This window comes from Massilia sp. BHUDP2, assembly GCF_046236355.1.
Lineage (GTDB): Bacteria > Pseudomonadota > Gammaproteobacteria > Burkholderiales > Burkholderiaceae_D > Telluria > Telluria varians.
On the sequence record NZ_JBJUVW010000001.1, the window covers coordinates 1,065,588 to 1,079,372 of the forward strand.

Consider the following 13,785-nt stretch of genomic DNA (forward strand, 5'->3'; position numbering starts at 1 on the left):
TGGGTGAGTGCAGTGTTTGTAAGGAAATGACAACACTGTCAAAGATGCATCAGCTTAGCACCGCTGCAAAAAATGCGCGTTTTAAGTGTCACGGTTCAAATGCGGGGCGTGAGAATGTGCGCACATTGGCAACCCAGCAGTATTTACAATGCAGGCACCTCTTGCCAATGAAGGACCCTCATGAAGCGACTTTCCATTATCGCCGCCTTGCTGGCGATGGCCGCACCCGCATTTGCCCAGGACGGCACGTCGCCAGAAGCGCCGCCCACCGAAAAGGTCGAAGTCAGCAGCATCAAGGATCCCGAGCTGCTTCCCTACCGCCGCATGGTGCGCGGCCTCGACGCATGGGAAGAAAAGCGCGCGCTGGCGCCGAAGGCGGAGCTGCGCTTCGAACTGTGGACGAAGGACGGCAAGCCGGCCGTTACCGACGGCCTGCAGCTGCGCATTGCCGGCGATACGGTCGATATTGCGCTGCCGCTCGACGCGAGCGGCACCTTTGTTTTGCCGCGCAGCCAGGAAGCCTTCGACGATCAGGCCGATCTCGTTTCGAACCGCAAGAAGGCCGAGATCCGCTGGCGCCCGCACGTACGCACGCCCGGCGTGCCGGCGAATGCGCGGCGCCTGGGCGACCTGCGCCTCGAGTGCGAGGTCGGCGTGGCAGTACGCAAGGAAGACATTCCGCTGCTATACCGCGCAGGGGCGGTGGCTGCAGGCGGTCTGTGCAGGTTGCCGATGGTGTCCTATCCCTACCGCGCACCGCGGCGTCTGGCCTCGGCCATGATCGTGTCGGGCGAGCGCAAGGCGGGGCTCCCGCTTCACCTGAACGGCGCCGCCTACATGGCGCCGCTGCGCGACAAGAGCTGGGACGACGACGCGCTGGTCGTGTATGAATTCGCCGAGGCGCCGCAGGCTCCTGCGCCGTAAACGACAAGCGGGCGGCAGCGCCGCCCACTTTCGCAAAGCGCCGCTACGACGCTCAGTTGATGCTGCCGCTGGCCGGCATCATGGTTTCCACCGGCGTATCGCTGGCGAACAGCTGGGCGCAATCGACCTTGTCGAAGGCGTAGTGCTTGCCGCAGAAGTCGCAGTTAATGCCCAGTTCGCCCAGGTCGGCCAGGGCCGATTCCACTTCCGGCTGGCCCAGCATCTTGAGCATGTTGCCCACCTTTTCGCGCGTGCAGCTGCAGTGGAACTGCGGGTGCTGCGGATCGAAGACGCGGATCGTCTCTTCCCAGAACAGGCGCTTGAGCAGGGTCTCGATGTTCGTGCTCAGGAGTTCCTCGCGCTTGAGGGTCTGGCCCAGCATGACCGCGCGGTTCCAGGTTTCCAGGTCTTCCGCTTCCGAAGCCTGCTTCTGCTGGTCGTCCTTGCCGCTGTGGCGCGGGAGCTTCTGCAGCAGCAGGCCGCGCGACACCTGGTCGTCGGCCGCCAGCCACAGGCGCGTGTCCATCTGCTCGGAACGCAGCATGTAGTTCTCGATCACGGTCGCCATGTCGTCACCGATCAGCGGCACCACGCCCTGGTAGGGCTGCTGGCCCGGCACCTTGTCAACCGGATCGAGCGTGATCACGAAGCGGCCCTTGCCGTGCGCATTGAACATCTGCTCCAGGGTCGCGTCGTCGGCCAGTTCGGCGTCCGGCGCCAGTTTCGCGGTGGCGCGGATGCGCAGCTGGGCGTCGCACTCGACCACCAGCAGGCGCACCGGGCCATCGCCGAAGATCTGCATCACGATGGCGCCGTTGAACTTCAGGTTGGCCGACAGCAGGGCAGACGCGGCCACCATTTCGCCGAGGGCGGCGCGCACCGCCTTCGGGTAGGCATGCCGGGCCTGGATCTCGCGCCAGGTGTCGGAAATCTCGATCAGCTCGCCGCGCACGGCGGCGTTATCGAAGATGAATTTTTGGAGGGTGTCGCGAGTGTCTGTCATTCTGTTATCCGATTTGCTTGAGCTGCGCCTTGAACAGCTGGCCGCGCGCCACGTAGCTCGCGGCGCTGGCCTGCAGGCGCAGCATGTCTTCTTCCGTCAGGGTGCGCACGACCTTGGCAGGCGAACCGAGGATCAGCGAACCGTCCGGGAACTCCTTGCCTTCAGTGACCAGCGCGCCGGCGCCCACCAGGCAGCCCTTGCCGATCCGGGCGCCATTCAGGATGACGGCCTGGATGCCGATCAGCGAACCGTCGCCGACCGTGCAGCCGTGCAGCATGGCCTGGTGGCCGACGGTCACGTTCTTGCCCAGCGTGAGCGGGAATCCCATATCGGTATGCATCACCGTGCCTTCCTGCACGTTGCTGTTTTCACCGATGGTGATGCGCTCGTTGTCGCCGCGCAGCGTCGCGCCGTACCACACCGAGGCGTTGGCCTCGAGCGTGACCTTGCCGATCAGGGTTGCCGAATCGGCCACGAAGCTTGAGGTGTCGATCTCGGGCGCATGCTCGCCCAGCTGGTAAATCGCCATGGATGTGCTCGCGGAAGATTGAAATGCCGCTATTGTAAACCCCCTGTCCGCCATCGTCCGGTCGATCGCAAATGGGGACGGGCAAGACGAAATCAAGATTGAAGCGGTATAATGCGAACGGTCGTACTTTTTTTCTCCTTTCGCTCACGCTTTTGCCTGACTTATGCAAGCATCCCGTTCCGAATTCCTCACCATCCGCGGCCTGCGCACCCATGTGCGCCACTGGGGCCGCGAAGGCGCCCCGAAGATCTTCATGCAGCACGGCTGGATGGACGTCGCCGCCTCGTTCCAGTTCGTGGTCGACGCACTCAGGGGCGACTGGCACGTGATTGCTTTTGATTGGCGCGGCTTCGGGCTGAGCGAGCGCTCGCACTCCGACACCTACTGGTTCCCGGACTACCTGGCCGACCTGGAAGCGGTGCTCGACCACTACGCGCCGGGCGAGGCCGTGAACCTGCTGGGCCACAGCATGGGCGGCAACATCGCCAGCCTGTATGCAGGCGTGCGCCCCGCGCGCATCGCCCGGCTGATCAACCTGGAAGGCTTCGGCCTGCCCGCGACCCGCCCCTCGCAGGCGCCGGGGCGTTTCGCCAAGTGGCTCGACGAATTGAAGGCCAAGCCGGAGATGCGCGGCTATGCCAGCCTGGAAGAGGTGGCGGCGCGGCTGCAGAAGACCAATCCGCGTTTATCCGGCGAGCGGGCCGCCTTCCTGGCGGGGCACTGGGCGGCTCAGGACGCGGACGGCCAGTGGCGCATCCTGGGCGACCCGGCGCACAAGATGACCGGCCCGCTGCTGTACCACGCCGACGAGGTGCTGGCCTGCTGGACCCAGATCACGGCGCCGGTGCTGTGGATCGAGGCGGAAGAAACCGAGATGTGGCGCTGGATGGGGCCGAAGGAACAGGCGCGGGCGGAGATCGACCGGCGCCGCGAACACCTGGCCAAGGTCACGGCGCGCATGATACCGGGAGCGGGGCATATGCTGCATCACGATCAGCCGGAATTGCTGGCGCGGATGATCGAGGCATTCCTGAATGGCGCCGAGGTGCCGGCCTAGCGTTGTAAGCAGCCCTCAACCGACGCAGCATTAATTGCCGCACGGAAACGCCTGTGCTACAGTCCCACCCGACCCGGCGCCCCGCGCGCCCTTCGACAGACTGACAGGACACACATGCGATTTCGAGCCGCCCTCGCGCTCTGCGGCGCCCTCCTGGCGGCGGGCTGCGCCATTCCCTACAGCCCGGCCCCGGTGGCCACCAACTTCCCCAGCACCCAGCAGGCCAAGCTGCAGGCGGCCGCGCACTGGGGCGTGATCGCACGCCACATGGCGGGCCAGCTCGCGCCCTCGCTGAAGGTGAATGCGAAACGCCCGCTGTACGTCAGCTCGCAGCAGTCGAGCGCCTTTGCCCAGGGCGTGAGCAGCCACCTGGTCTCGGCCCTGGTCAACGACGGCTACATCGTGGTCAAGGTGCCGGATGCGAACACCCTGCGCATCGAACTCGACACCCAGGTAGTGGCTTTCTCGGCCAAGCGTCCGCAGTACAAGTTCGCCGGCGAGCGCAGCCTGCTGGTGGCGGGCGCCTGGGTGCTGACCGAAATCGACCACACCGTCGAGTGGCTGGCCACCGCCGCCATCTTCGCCGAGGACGCCTATTCCTGGTTCCATTCCCAGTTCGCCACCGGCGACACGCCGAAGACCGAGATCATCGTCAACCTGTCGCTGGCCGACGACGCGCGCTACTACGCGCGCACCACCTCGGTGTACTACACCACCGACAGCGATCGCGCGCTGTACGACGCGGCGGCGCAACCCACCAAGACCTTCGCGGTCCGCAACCATTGAGCACGGAGCACTGAGGCCATGAAGCGAACCCTGACCCTCCGCGCCGCGCTCCTCGCGCTGCCCCTGCTGCTGGGCGCCTGCTCGACGACCAAGGAAGACACCAACTACACCTCGGTCTCGGCGAATGCCTTCGTGGCCGCCAACTACCGCGCCGCCGACGCGCTGGCGCTGCAGCTGCGCGGCAAGCTGGGCGACGAGAAGCCCCTGATCATGGCCACCATCGTCAATATCGACGCGCTCGAGCAGACCTCGATGCTGGGCCGCCTGGTGTCGGAACAGCTCTCGACCCGCCTCGCGCAGGGCGGCATGAAGATGCTGGAGATGAAGCTGCGCAACAGCGTGTACCTCAAGCGCGGGCAGGGCGAGCTGATGCTCACCCGCGAGATCGGCGAGGTGGCCAGCGCCCACAACGCACAGGCGGTGGTGGTGGGCTCGTATGCCGAGACCCGCGACGCCGTCTTCATCAACGTCAAGGTGATCCAGCCGAGCACCAACCTGGTGCTGGCCGGCCACGATTACGTGCTGGCGAAAGAGGGCACGGTGCGTTCCATGCTTCAATCCAACTGATCTGTTCTCCTGGCAGCATGGCGGGCCCATTGGCGCGTACAATGTTTCGCTCCATCGCCAATCAATAGTCACTACGCGCCGTGCCATGAAAGCCGATCTCCACTGCCATTCCAACGTTTCCGACGGCGTGCTCGCACCCGCCGCCGTCGCCGCCTATGCGCGCAAGGGTGGCGTCGATGTCTGGGCGCTGACCGACCACGACGAAATCGGCGGGATCAAGGCCGCGCGCCAGGCGGCGGGCGAACTCGGCATGCGCTTCGTGGCCGGCGTCGAGATCTCGGTGACCTGGGCGAACGAGACCGTCCACATCGTCGGCCTGCAGGTCGACGAGGACAACCGGGCCCTCATCGACGGCCTGGCCGCCACCCGCAACGGCCGCCAGGCGCGCGCCAGGGAAATCGCGGCCCAGCTGGACACTGCCGGCATTCCCGGCGCCTATGAGGGCGCACTGCGCTACGTCGGCAACCCGGACCTGATCTCGCGCACCCACTTCGCCCGCTTCCTGGTCGAGATCGGCGCCTGCGGCTCGACCTCGGAAGTGTTCCGCAAGTTCCTCACCGAGGGCAAGCCGGGCTACGTGCCGCACCGCTGGGCCAGCTTGGCGGACGCGGTCGGCTGGATCCGCGGCGCCGGTGGCATCCCGGTGATCGCGCATCCGGGCCGCTACCCGTTCAGCGACACGGCCGAAGGGGCGCTGTTCGACGAATTCCGCCAGCTGGGCGGCAATGCCATCGAAGTGGTCACCGGCAGCCATACGCCGGACCAGTACCAGACTTACGCCGAGCTCGCCCGGCGCTACGGCTTCCTGGCCTCGCGCGGGACGGATTTCCACGCGCCGGGAGAAGCGCGCGTCGAGTTTGCCGAACTGCCGCCGCTGCCGGCCGGGCTCACGCCGGTCTGGCACGACTGGTTCTAGGTAGGGTGGACGGCAGAGCCGTCCACCCTACTTGAATTTTCGGCTGAACAGCCCAATCTTTGCAGCCTGACATCATCTTGTTGCCAGGAGGGCTGTCCATGAAACGCATCGTGTTGTTCCTTGCCACCAACCTCGCCGTGGTGCTGGTGGTGTCGCTCGTGCTCAACCTGCTCGGGGTGGGACGCGCCGTCACGGGGCAGGGGATCGACATCGGCAGCCTGGCCGTGTTCTCGCTGGTGGTCGGCTTTACCGGTTCCTTCATCTCGCTCCTGATGAGCAAGCCGATGGCCAAGTGGTCCACCGGCGCGCGCGTCATCGAGACCCCCGCCAACGGCACCGAACGCTGGCTGGTCGACACCGTGCGCCGGCTGTCCGAGCGCGCCGGCATCGGCATGCCGGAGGTCGCCGTCTACGAAGGCGAACCGAACGCCTTCGCCACCGGCGCCTTCAAGAATTCCGCGCTGGTCGCGGTGTCCACCGGCCTGCTGGCCAGCATGAACCAGGACGAAGTCGAGGCCGTGCTCGGCCACGAGGTGGCCCACATCGCCAATGGCGACATGGTCACGCTCACCCTGATCCAGGGCGTGGTCAACACCTTCGTCGTGTTCCTGGCGCGCGTGGTCGGCTATTTCGTCGACAAGGTGCTGTTTCGCAGCGAGGACCGCGGCCCCGGCATCGGCTACATGATCACCGTGTTCGTGTGCGAGATCGCATTTGGCATCCTGGCCTCGATCATCGTCGCCTGGTTCTCGCGCAAGCGCGAGTTCCGCGCCGACGCCGGTTCGGCAAAGCTGCTGGGCAGCCCGGTGCCGATGCAGCATGCGCTGGCCCGCCTCGGTGGCCTGGCGCCGGGTGCGCTGCCCTCGTCGATGGCCGCTTCCGGCATCTCGGGCAGCGGCGGCGGCTGGGGCGCGCTGTTCTCGACCCACCCGCCGATGGAGCAGCGTATCGCGGCGCTGCAGGCAATCAGATAAAAAGAAAGGCGGCATCCAGATGGCCCAATACTTCCAGATCCACCACGAGAACCCGCAGCCGCGCCTGGTCAAGCAGGCGGCCCAGATCATCAGTTCGGGCGGCATCGTGGCCGCGCCGACCGACTCGGCCTATGCGCTGGTGTGCCGCCTCGACGACAAGGCTGCGGTCGAGAAGCTGCGCCGCATTCGCGGCGTCGACGACAAGCACCACCTGACGCTGCTGGTGCGCGACCTGTCCGCGATCGCGCACTTCGCGCGCGTCGACAACACCCAGTACCGGCTGCTCAAGGCGACCATGCCGGGCCCCTACACCGTGATCCTGGAAGCCACGCGCGAAGTGCCGCGCCGCCTGTCGCACCCGTCGCGCAAGACCATCGGCGTGCGGGTCCCGGAAAACCAGATCATGCTGGCGCTCATCGAGGAACTGGGCGAGCCCCTGATCGGCACCACGCTGCAGCTGCCGGGCGACGACCACATGCTGTCCGATCCCGACGAAGTCTTGGCTCGCCTCGGCAAGCAGATCGAGCTGGTGATCGACGGCGGGGCCGGCACGCTCGAGGCGACCACGGTCATCGACCTGACCGGGCCGGCGCCGGAACTGGTGCGCGAGGGCAGGGGCGATCCGGCCGCGTTCGGGCTGTAGGGCTTCAGTTTCTCCTAACAGCCGGGTCCTGCGGACCTGATAGAATCGCGCACATGGATCCTGAACTGATACGCAACATTGCCGTCTACGCGCTGCCCGTCCTCTTTGCGATTACCCTGCACGAAGCCGCCCACGCCTACGTCGCCCGCTATTTCGGCGACAACACCGCCTATGCCGCCGGGCGCATGACGCTCAACCCGCTGGTGCACGTCGACATCCTCGGCACCATCGTCATTCCGATCGCCCTCTACCTCACCACCGGATTCGTGTTCGGCTATGCCAAGCCGGTGCCGGTCGACTTCAACCGCCTGCGCAATCCGAAGCGCGACATGGCCTGGGTGGCCCTCGCCGGTCCCGCCGCCAACTTCATCATGGCCTTCCTGTGGCTGGTGCTGGCGGTGCTGCTGGTCGCCTTCGGCGTCGGCGAGGAATTCCCGCACAAGGTGGCCCAGGCCGGCCTGTTCGCCAACCTCCTGATGTTCGCCTTCAACCTGCTGCCGATCCCGCCCCTGGACGGCGGCCGCGTGCTCACCAGCATGCTGCCGAATTCCCTGGCCTACAAGTTCGCGCGCATCGAGCCGTACGGCTTCTTCATCGTGCTGGGTCTGATCTTCATGAACCTGCTGGCCTTCTGGGTGATGCCGGTGATGAACCTGGGACGCATCCTGCTGCAGCTGATCGCCTCGCCCCTGACCCTGCTGCTCACATGAACATGATGAACCTGCCGGTCTCGCCCTGGGTCGCACGCTTCGCGCCGCTGGCGAAAGCCGGCGAAGCGCTCGACCTGGCTTGCGGCAGCGGCCGCCACACGCGTCTGCTGGCGGCGCGCGGCATGCAGGTGCTGGCCCTGGACCGCAACGCCGAGCTCCTGGCGTCGCTTGCCGGCCCGAACGTGACGACGCTGCAGCACGACCTCGAGGCCGAGGACGCCGTCTGGCCCTTCGAACCGGGGCGCTTCGCGCTGATCGTCGTCACCAATTACCTGTACCGCCCACTGTTCCCGCAGCTGGCGGCCAGCCTGCTTCCGGACGGCATCCTCATTTATGAGACCTTCGCCCAGGGCAACCAGGTCTACGGCAAGCCCTCGAACCCGGATTTCCTGCTGGCCCCGGAAGAGCTGCTGGGCCTGGCGCACGGGGGCGGCTTGCAGGTGCTGGCCTACGAGGATGGCCACGTCGACCGCCCCCACCCGGCACAGGTGCAGCGTCTGTGCGCGGCCGGTCCCGGCTTTGCCAAAACCGAGGCAAAGCTCGACCATAATGTGGGTACGAATGAACCATAGAGGCGGGCGATCCGCTACAATCAGACTTTTATTTACTTTCCGGCACGGCCAACGCATATGATTAAGGGCAGCATCGTAGCAATCGTCACCCCGATGTTCGAGGACGGCAGTCTTGACCGCGACTCTCTGCGCAAGCTGATCGACTGGCACATCGCGGAAGGCACCGACGGCATCGTCATCGTCGGCACCACGGGCGAATCGGCCACCGTCTCCCCCGAGGAGCACGCCGAACTGATCAAGATCGCGGTGGATCATACCGCCGGCCGCATCCCGGTGATCGCCGGCGCGGGCGGCAACTCCACCGTGGAAGCCATCGCACTGACCCAGCACGCGAAGGACGTCGGCGCCGACGCCTCGCTGCAGGTGGTTCCGTATTACAACCGTCCTACCCAGGAAGGCATGTACCGCCACTTCAAGGCCATCGCCGAAGCGGTCGACCTGCCGGTCATCCTGTACAACGTCCCGGGCCGCACCGTTGCCGACATGAGCAACGAGACCGTCGCGCGCCTGGCACCGATCGACAACATCGTCGGCATCAAGGACGCCACCGGCAACATCGGCCGCGGCATCGAGCTGCTGCGCATGGTCGACAAGTCCTTCGGTGTGTATTCGGGCGACGACCCGACCGCGATGGCCCTGATGTTCTGCGGCGCCGCCGGCAACATCTCCGTCACCGCCAACGTGGCCCCGCGCGCGATGCACGAGCTGTGCGCCGCCGCCATGGCGGGCGACGTGGCGCGCGCGGTCGAGATCAACAACCGCGTGCTCGACCTGCATGCCAAGCTGTTCGTCGAACCGAACCCGGTGCCGGTCAAGTGGGCCCTGGCCGAAATGGGCCGGATCCCGACCGGCCTGCGCCTGCCGCTGGCGCCGTTGGGCTCGTCCTTCCACGATACCGTGCGTGGCGCACTGGCCCAGGCGGGCCTTCTCACTGCCTGAACCCGCAAGGGTTCCGGTTCCTGGTAACTGATATCGAACGACATGACAAATCGCACTAATAAGACCCTCGCGACTCCTGGCGCCGCGCGCGTGCTGACGCTGACCGCGATCGCGCTGAGCCTCGCCGGCTGCACCACCATCTTCGAATCGGACAAGGTCGACTACCGTGGCGCCAAGAAGGCCGCCAACCTGGAAGTTCCGCCGGACCTGACCGCGCTGCAACGCGACAACCGCTATGCCGTCCCGGACGGCAAGGGCGTGGCGACGGCATCCGGTTTCCAGCAGCAGATGGGCGCGCAGGGTGCGATGGCGCCGGTGGCCGGTTCGCTGCAGCCGATCGGCCCGGTCTCGACCGACGCCGTGAGCGTGCAGCGCAACGGCGACCAGCGCTGGCTGGTGGTCAAGCAGACCCCGGAACAACTGTGGCCGCAGCTGCGCCAGTTCTGGGAAAACCAGGGCTTCGCCATCGAGACCGAGTCGGCCACGACCGGCACCATGGAAACCAACTGGGTCGAGAACCGTTCGAAGATCCCGCAGGACTTCATCCGCCGCTCGATCGGCAAGGTGTTCGACAGCGCCTACTCGACCGGCGAGCGCGACAAGTTCCGCACCCGCCTGGAGCGCCTGCCGGACGGCTCGACCGAAATCTGGATCAGCCACCGCGGCGCCGAGGAAGTGCTGCAGGGCGCCCAGAAGGAAACCACGGTCTGGACCGTGCGTCCGAACGATCCGGGCCTGGAGGCACAGTTCCTGGGCCGCCTGGTGGCCCAGCTGACCGGCGTCAAGGAAACCAAGCCGGCCGAGACCATGGTCGCGAACGCGCCGGTGGCGCCGCAGCAGGCCACGCTGGTCGGCAATGCCGTGGAACTGAACGAAGGCTTCGACCGCGCATGGCGCCGCGTCGGCCTGGCGCTGGATCGCGTCGGCTTCACCGTGGAAGACCGCGACCGCGTGCAGGGCGTGTACTTCGTGCGCTACGTCGATCAGGATGCGGCCAACAAGGATGGCTTCTTCAAGAAGCTGTTCACCTTCGGCGCGGACGACAAGGCCAAGGAAGCCCAGCGTTACCGCGTGATCGTCAAGGCGGAGCAGGGCGCCTCGACCAGCCAGGTGAGCGTGCAGACCAATGACGGCAAGCTTGAAACCGGCGAGACCGGCGCCAAGATCCTGAAGCTGCTGGCGGATGAGCTGAAATAATCGGAAACTTGACGATGTCGTCGAAACCGGCCCGTGCGGCCGGTTTTTTTATGCGCGGGTGGTTTGCGGGAAACGCAAACAGTAGGGGCGAAAAAAAACCGGCCCGCAGGCCGGTCTTGAATCAGATCGCGCTGATTACTTGGTTGCAGCAGCGTCAGCAGCTTGCGAAGCAGCGGTCGAAGCAGCAGCAGCAGCGTCAGCAGCGGTCGAAGCAGCAGCCGAAGCGGCAGCAGCAGCGTCAGCAGCCGGAGCAGCGGTGGTTGCGTCGGTAGCGGCCGGGGTAGCAGCAGCGTCGGTGGTAGCAGCAGGTGCTTCAACAGCAGCCGGAGCGACCGGAGCAGCTTCTTCTTTCTTGCTGCAAGCAGCCAGAGCAACAGCCATCAGGGAAACGATCAGCAGGGATTTTTTCATGATTTTCCTTAATATTTCAAAAGTAAGTACTGCTTGTTTGAATAATAATTACCGGTAATTATTGCTCAGAGGAATTTTCGTGCTTTCGTTAAAAGCAATACTGCCAGATAGGCAACGGAACCTTCCTGACCTGATATTATAGCCAAATTTACTGAATCGCAATAGCGAACTCATTCCTTGGCGAAAGTATTTTGCGGTTTAACAAGCTTCATATTGTTACAAGATGAAACGGCCAGGCCGCCAGCTGGTAGCAACAGGCTTATAACGTTCATAAGCCGGTTGTGGTTGACTGAAGGATAGAAAAAGATTCGATCCAGATCGCGTCGAAGCGATGCCGCGGCAGCTCCACCGCTTGCGCGAGCGCGAAGCTGGCTTCGCCCCGCATGTGCGCACTGTGGAAGCGGCGCACCAGGTGCAGGTCGTCGGCGATGCAAAAGGAGTCGGTGAGATTGCGCAGGCCTTTCGGCGTGTTGCGGCAACTGAGCAGGTGGCCATAGTCGCGCAGCAGGCGCAGGAAGCGCGGGTAATGGCGTTCGATGTGGCTTGGTGAGTGCAGCGCCAGGCGCAGCACGCCGCCGCGTCTGAAAAATTCCCGCAAGCTTGCATCGACCTCGCTGCTTCCCAGCGGGAACACGGCGAAGTCGGGGTCGAACAGGTCGAGGCTGGTGCGCGCGGCAGCCAGGCAGGCGCGGATCTGGGTCTCGAATTCCGCCCGGGTGTCGAAACGGAGGACTGCTTCCCTTGCCGGTTCCTGCATGGCGCCTCCCGCTCAGCCCAGTTCCACCCAGCCGTCCTGGTACCAGGTGTACAGGGCTTCGAGCACGTCGTCGGTGGCGCTGCCCAGCAGTTCGCCGCCAATGCGGCGCTCGTTGGCCAGCACGTCCAGCACCGCCTTGTCGGCGCGGCTAACGGCGAAGGACTCGCCATTGATGAAGACGCTCTTGCCGCGATACAGCATCAGGGTCTTGCTCGACAGTTTCAAGCCCTTCTTTGCCGCGGTTTCCATGAAGCGGCCGACCGTCAGCGGCTTGGCCGGACCGGTGAAGTACACGTTGTGTTTCGGCTCGGACAGGTATTCGCCCAGGAATACCGAGACGTCTTCCTCGTCCCAGCGCACCTTGTTGAGTTCCTCGACGATGGTTGCGAGCATCTCGCGCGGGATCTCGGCCGGGTTCTTGGTCGGCTGCAGGTCGGGGTCGGCATAGCGTCCCGGCAGGTCGATCGAATCGGCCATGAACTGCAGGAAGGCTTCGCCCATTTCCTGGAAGGAGGGCGAGCGGAAACCGATCGAATAGGTCATGCATTCGTCCTCGGCCACGCCGTCGTGCGCATAGTGCGGCGGCAGGTAGAGCATGTCGCCCGGCTCCAGCACGAATTCTTCCTCGGCCTCGAAGTTGGCGAGGATCTTGAGCGGCAGGCCTTCGACCAGGTCGAGGTCCTGCTGGGCGCTGATGCGCCAGCGGCGCTTGCCCTGCGCCTGCAGCAGGAACACGTCGTAGGAGTCGAAGTGCGGGCCGACGCCGCCGCCGTCGCTGGCGTAGCTCACCATCAGGTCGTCGAGGCGGGCGTCCGGCACGAAGCGGAACTGGCGCAGCAGTTCGTCGGCGCGCTCGTCGACCAGGTTGACGCCCTGGACCAGCATGGTCCACTCGCGTTCGCTGCGGGACGGCAGTTCTTCCAGCGGACCGTGCTGCATGTCCCACTGGCCGCCGCGCAGGGTGACGAGGCGCGACTCGACGTCATTCCGGCGAGCGAGCTCGGCGAGTTTCTCGAATTTCAGGAGCGGCTTGAAGCCGGGGATGGCCTGGCGGATCAGGAGCGGTTTCTTGTGCCAGTAATCGCGCAGGAACTGGGCGGGAGTAATATTCCCGAGAAGCTGTAATTTTTTCATGCGCCATTATAACCAGCCAAATGAGCCAAACTGGCAAGTGCCATGGTTCGGTAAGGGTATAATCCGGGGCTTACAACGAAAGGATCTGCGATGAAGATTGCCAAGAATACGGTCGTGTCGGTCAACTACAAGCTGTCGGACGCCCAGAACAACCTGATCGAGGAGGGTTCCCAGCCGATGGTGTACCTGCACGGCGGCTATGAGAACACCCTGCCGAAAATCGAAGAAGAGCTCGACGGCAAGGAAACCGGCTATTCGTCGACGATCCAGGTCGAGCCGGAAGACGCCTTCGGCGACTACGATCCGGAGCTGGTGAAGGTCGAAGACCGCAAGCGCCTGCCGGAGCCGCTCGAAGTCGGCATGCAGTTCGAAGGCATGGCCGAAGGCGTGGACGACGAGCCGACCATCTTCACCGTGACCGATATCGCGGACGACAAGGTGGTCCTGGACGGCAACCACCCGCTGGCCGGCATGGCGCTGCGCTTCGACCTGTCGGTGATCGACGTGCGTGAAGCCACGCCGGAAGAAATCGCCCACGGCCACGTGCACGGTGCGCACGGCCACCATCATGAAGAGATGGAAGACAGCGAAGAGGGCGACCACTTCCGCAGCAAGCCGCTGTAATTCATTTGGTTCGCGCCTGCGGTGCTCGGATGCGCTGCGGGA

17 protein-coding genes are annotated in these 13,785 nt (G+C 64.9%); 12 read left to right on the forward strand and 5 right to left on the reverse strand.

Translation table 11 applies throughout. The features are described 5' to 3' along the window. Positions 1-180 precede the first annotated feature (180 nt). Positions 181-924: a hypothetical protein gene (locus ACK6C6_RS04690; protein WP_209588946.1), complete on the forward strand. Its 744-nt coding sequence runs from the start codon at positions 181-183 to the stop codon at positions 922-924. 52 nt (positions 925-976) lie between these two features. Here the strand turns inward: ACK6C6_RS04690 and hslO are convergent, their stop codons facing one another. Further along, positions 977-1,927 (reverse strand): Hsp33 family molecular chaperone HslO, encoded by a 951-nt coding sequence (gene hslO, locus ACK6C6_RS04695; protein ID WP_036214248.1) that lies wholly within the window; start codon positions 1,925-1,927, stop codon positions 977-979. 4 nt (positions 1,928-1,931) lie between these two features. Beyond that, positions 1,932-2,456: a gamma carbonic anhydrase family protein gene (locus ACK6C6_RS04700; RefSeq protein ID WP_036214250.1), complete on the reverse strand. Its 525-nt coding sequence runs from the start codon at positions 2,454-2,456 to the stop codon at positions 1,932-1,934. A 163-nt stretch (positions 2,457-2,619) separates the two neighbouring features. Between ACK6C6_RS04700 and ACK6C6_RS04705 the strand changes: the two genes are divergently transcribed. The 10 genes from ACK6C6_RS04705 (at position 2,620) to bamC (ending at position 10,817) form a co-directional block, all read left to right on the forward strand. Next, positions 2,620-3,513, forward strand: coding sequence for an alpha/beta fold hydrolase (locus tag ACK6C6_RS04705; protein WP_409266157.1), 894 nt, complete (start codon positions 2,620-2,622; stop codon positions 3,511-3,513). 114 nt (positions 3,514-3,627) lie between these two features. Then, complete coding sequence (locus tag ACK6C6_RS04710) at positions 3,628-4,299, forward strand: hypothetical protein (protein WP_036214254.1); 672 nt, start codon at positions 3,628-3,630, stop codon at positions 4,297-4,299. Positions 4,300-4,317: 18 nt separating this feature from the next. Beyond that, positions 4,318-4,866, forward strand: coding sequence for a FlgO family outer membrane protein (locus tag ACK6C6_RS04715; RefSeq protein WP_036214256.1), 549 nt, complete (start codon positions 4,318-4,320; stop codon positions 4,864-4,866). An 85-nt stretch (positions 4,867-4,951) separates the two neighbouring features. After that, a complete protein-coding gene (locus ACK6C6_RS04720) occupies positions 4,952-5,782 on the forward strand; it encodes a 3',5'-nucleoside bisphosphate phosphatase (RefSeq protein ID WP_209588950.1) in 831 nt (276 codons plus the stop codon). Between the two features lie 98 nt (positions 5,783-5,880). Further along, positions 5,881-6,756, forward strand: coding sequence for a protease HtpX (gene htpX, locus ACK6C6_RS04725; protein WP_036214262.1), 876 nt, complete (start codon positions 5,881-5,883; stop codon positions 6,754-6,756). Between the two features lie 19 nt (positions 6,757-6,775). Beyond that, positions 6,776-7,399, forward strand: a complete 624-nt coding sequence (locus tag ACK6C6_RS04730) for an L-threonylcarbamoyladenylate synthase (protein WP_209588951.1) — start codon at positions 6,776-6,778, stop codon at positions 7,397-7,399. A 53-nt stretch (positions 7,400-7,452) separates the two neighbouring features. Further along, on the forward strand, positions 7,453-8,109 hold the full coding sequence (locus ACK6C6_RS04735; RefSeq protein WP_209588952.1) for a site-2 protease family protein: 657 nt from the start codon (positions 7,453-7,455) through the stop codon (positions 8,107-8,109). Beyond that, positions 8,106-8,681 (forward strand): class I SAM-dependent methyltransferase, encoded by a 576-nt coding sequence (locus ACK6C6_RS04740; protein ID WP_409266158.1) that lies wholly within the window; start codon positions 8,106-8,108, stop codon positions 8,679-8,681. The genes ACK6C6_RS04735 and ACK6C6_RS04740 overlap by 4 nt, the downstream gene beginning before the upstream one ends. 57 nt (positions 8,682-8,738) lie before the next feature. Further along, positions 8,739-9,620, forward strand: coding sequence for a 4-hydroxy-tetrahydrodipicolinate synthase (dapA, locus tag ACK6C6_RS04745; RefSeq protein ID WP_313030721.1), 882 nt, complete (start codon positions 8,739-8,741; stop codon positions 9,618-9,620). 42 nt (positions 9,621-9,662) lie between these two features. After that, positions 9,663-10,817: an outer membrane protein assembly factor BamC gene (gene bamC / locus ACK6C6_RS04750; protein ID WP_409266159.1), complete on the forward strand. Its 1,155-nt coding sequence runs from the start codon at positions 9,663-9,665 to the stop codon at positions 10,815-10,817. Positions 10,818-10,952: 135 nt separating this feature from the next. Here bamC and ACK6C6_RS04755 read toward each other — a convergent pair whose 3' ends face one another. From ACK6C6_RS04755 to ACK6C6_RS04765, 3 genes are all read right to left on the reverse strand, one after another. Then, complete coding sequence (locus ACK6C6_RS04755) at positions 10,953-11,228, reverse strand: hypothetical protein (protein ID WP_036214272.1); 276 nt, start codon at positions 11,226-11,228, stop codon at positions 10,953-10,955. 268 nt (positions 11,229-11,496) lie between these two features. Further along, on the reverse strand, positions 11,497-11,985 hold the full coding sequence (locus ACK6C6_RS04760; RefSeq protein WP_409266160.1) for a hypothetical protein: 489 nt from the start codon (positions 11,983-11,985) through the stop codon (positions 11,497-11,499). A gap of 12 nt (positions 11,986-11,997) precedes the next feature. Further along, positions 11,998-13,119 carry a JmjC domain-containing protein gene (locus ACK6C6_RS04765; protein WP_409266161.1) on the reverse strand — a complete coding sequence of 374 codons (1,122 nt, stop codon included), beginning with the start codon at positions 13,117-13,119 and terminating at the stop codon, positions 11,998-12,000. A 90-nt stretch (positions 13,120-13,209) separates the two neighbouring features. On the opposite strand from ACK6C6_RS04765, the gene ACK6C6_RS04770 reads away from it, so the two are divergent. Then, positions 13,210-13,743 (forward strand): peptidylprolyl isomerase, encoded by a 534-nt coding sequence (locus ACK6C6_RS04770; RefSeq protein WP_209588957.1) that lies wholly within the window; start codon positions 13,210-13,212, stop codon positions 13,741-13,743. Positions 13,744-13,785 lie beyond the last annotated feature (42 nt).

What these genes read in the sequence shown, in the direction of transcription:
- ACK6C6_RS04710 (WP_036214254.1), top strand. Translation starts at nt 3,628, where the DNA reads ATGCGATTTCGAGCCGCCCTCGCGCTCTGCGGCGCCCTCCTGGCGGCG.
- hslO (WP_036214248.1), bottom strand. Translation starts at nt 1,927, where the DNA reads ATGACAGACACTCGCGACACCCTCCAAAAATTCATCTTCGATAACGCC.
- dapA (WP_313030721.1), top strand. Translation starts at nt 8,739, where the DNA reads ATGATTAAGGGCAGCATCGTAGCAATCGTCACCCCGATGTTCGAGGAC.
- ACK6C6_RS04730 (WP_209588951.1), top strand. Translation starts at nt 6,776, where the DNA reads ATGGCCCAATACTTCCAGATCCACCACGAGAACCCGCAGCCGCGCCTG.
- ACK6C6_RS04715 (WP_036214256.1), top strand. Translation starts at nt 4,318, where the DNA reads ATGAAGCGAACCCTGACCCTCCGCGCCGCGCTCCTCGCGCTGCCCCTG.
- ACK6C6_RS04720 (WP_209588950.1), top strand. Translation starts at nt 4,952, where the DNA reads ATGAAAGCCGATCTCCACTGCCATTCCAACGTTTCCGACGGCGTGCTC.
- bamC (WP_409266159.1), top strand. Translation starts at nt 9,663, where the DNA reads ATGACAAATCGCACTAATAAGACCCTCGCGACTCCTGGCGCCGCGCGC.
- htpX (WP_036214262.1), top strand. Translation starts at nt 5,881, where the DNA reads ATGAAACGCATCGTGTTGTTCCTTGCCACCAACCTCGCCGTGGTGCTG.
- ACK6C6_RS04765 (WP_409266161.1), bottom strand. Translation starts at nt 13,119, where the DNA reads ATGAAAAAATTACAGCTTCTCGGGAATATTACTCCCGCCCAGTTCCTG.
- ACK6C6_RS04760 (WP_409266160.1), bottom strand. Translation starts at nt 11,985, where the DNA reads ATGCAGGAACCGGCAAGGGAAGCAGTCCTCCGTTTCGACACCCGGGCG.
- ACK6C6_RS04690 (WP_209588946.1), top strand. Translation starts at nt 181, where the DNA reads ATGAAGCGACTTTCCATTATCGCCGCCTTGCTGGCGATGGCCGCACCC.
- ACK6C6_RS04705 (WP_409266157.1), top strand. Translation starts at nt 2,620, where the DNA reads ATGCAAGCATCCCGTTCCGAATTCCTCACCATCCGCGGCCTGCGCACC.
- ACK6C6_RS04740 (WP_409266158.1), top strand. Translation starts at nt 8,106, where the DNA reads ATGAACATGATGAACCTGCCGGTCTCGCCCTGGGTCGCACGCTTCGCG.
- ACK6C6_RS04770 (WP_209588957.1), top strand. Translation starts at nt 13,210, where the DNA reads ATGAAGATTGCCAAGAATACGGTCGTGTCGGTCAACTACAAGCTGTCG.
- ACK6C6_RS04755 (WP_036214272.1), bottom strand. Translation starts at nt 11,228, where the DNA reads ATGAAAAAATCCCTGCTGATCGTTTCCCTGATGGCTGTTGCTCTGGCT.
- ACK6C6_RS04700 (WP_036214250.1), bottom strand. Translation starts at nt 2,456, where the DNA reads ATGGCGATTTACCAGCTGGGCGAGCATGCGCCCGAGATCGACACCTCA.
- ACK6C6_RS04735 (WP_209588952.1), top strand. Translation starts at nt 7,453, where the DNA reads ATGGATCCTGAACTGATACGCAACATTGCCGTCTACGCGCTGCCCGTC.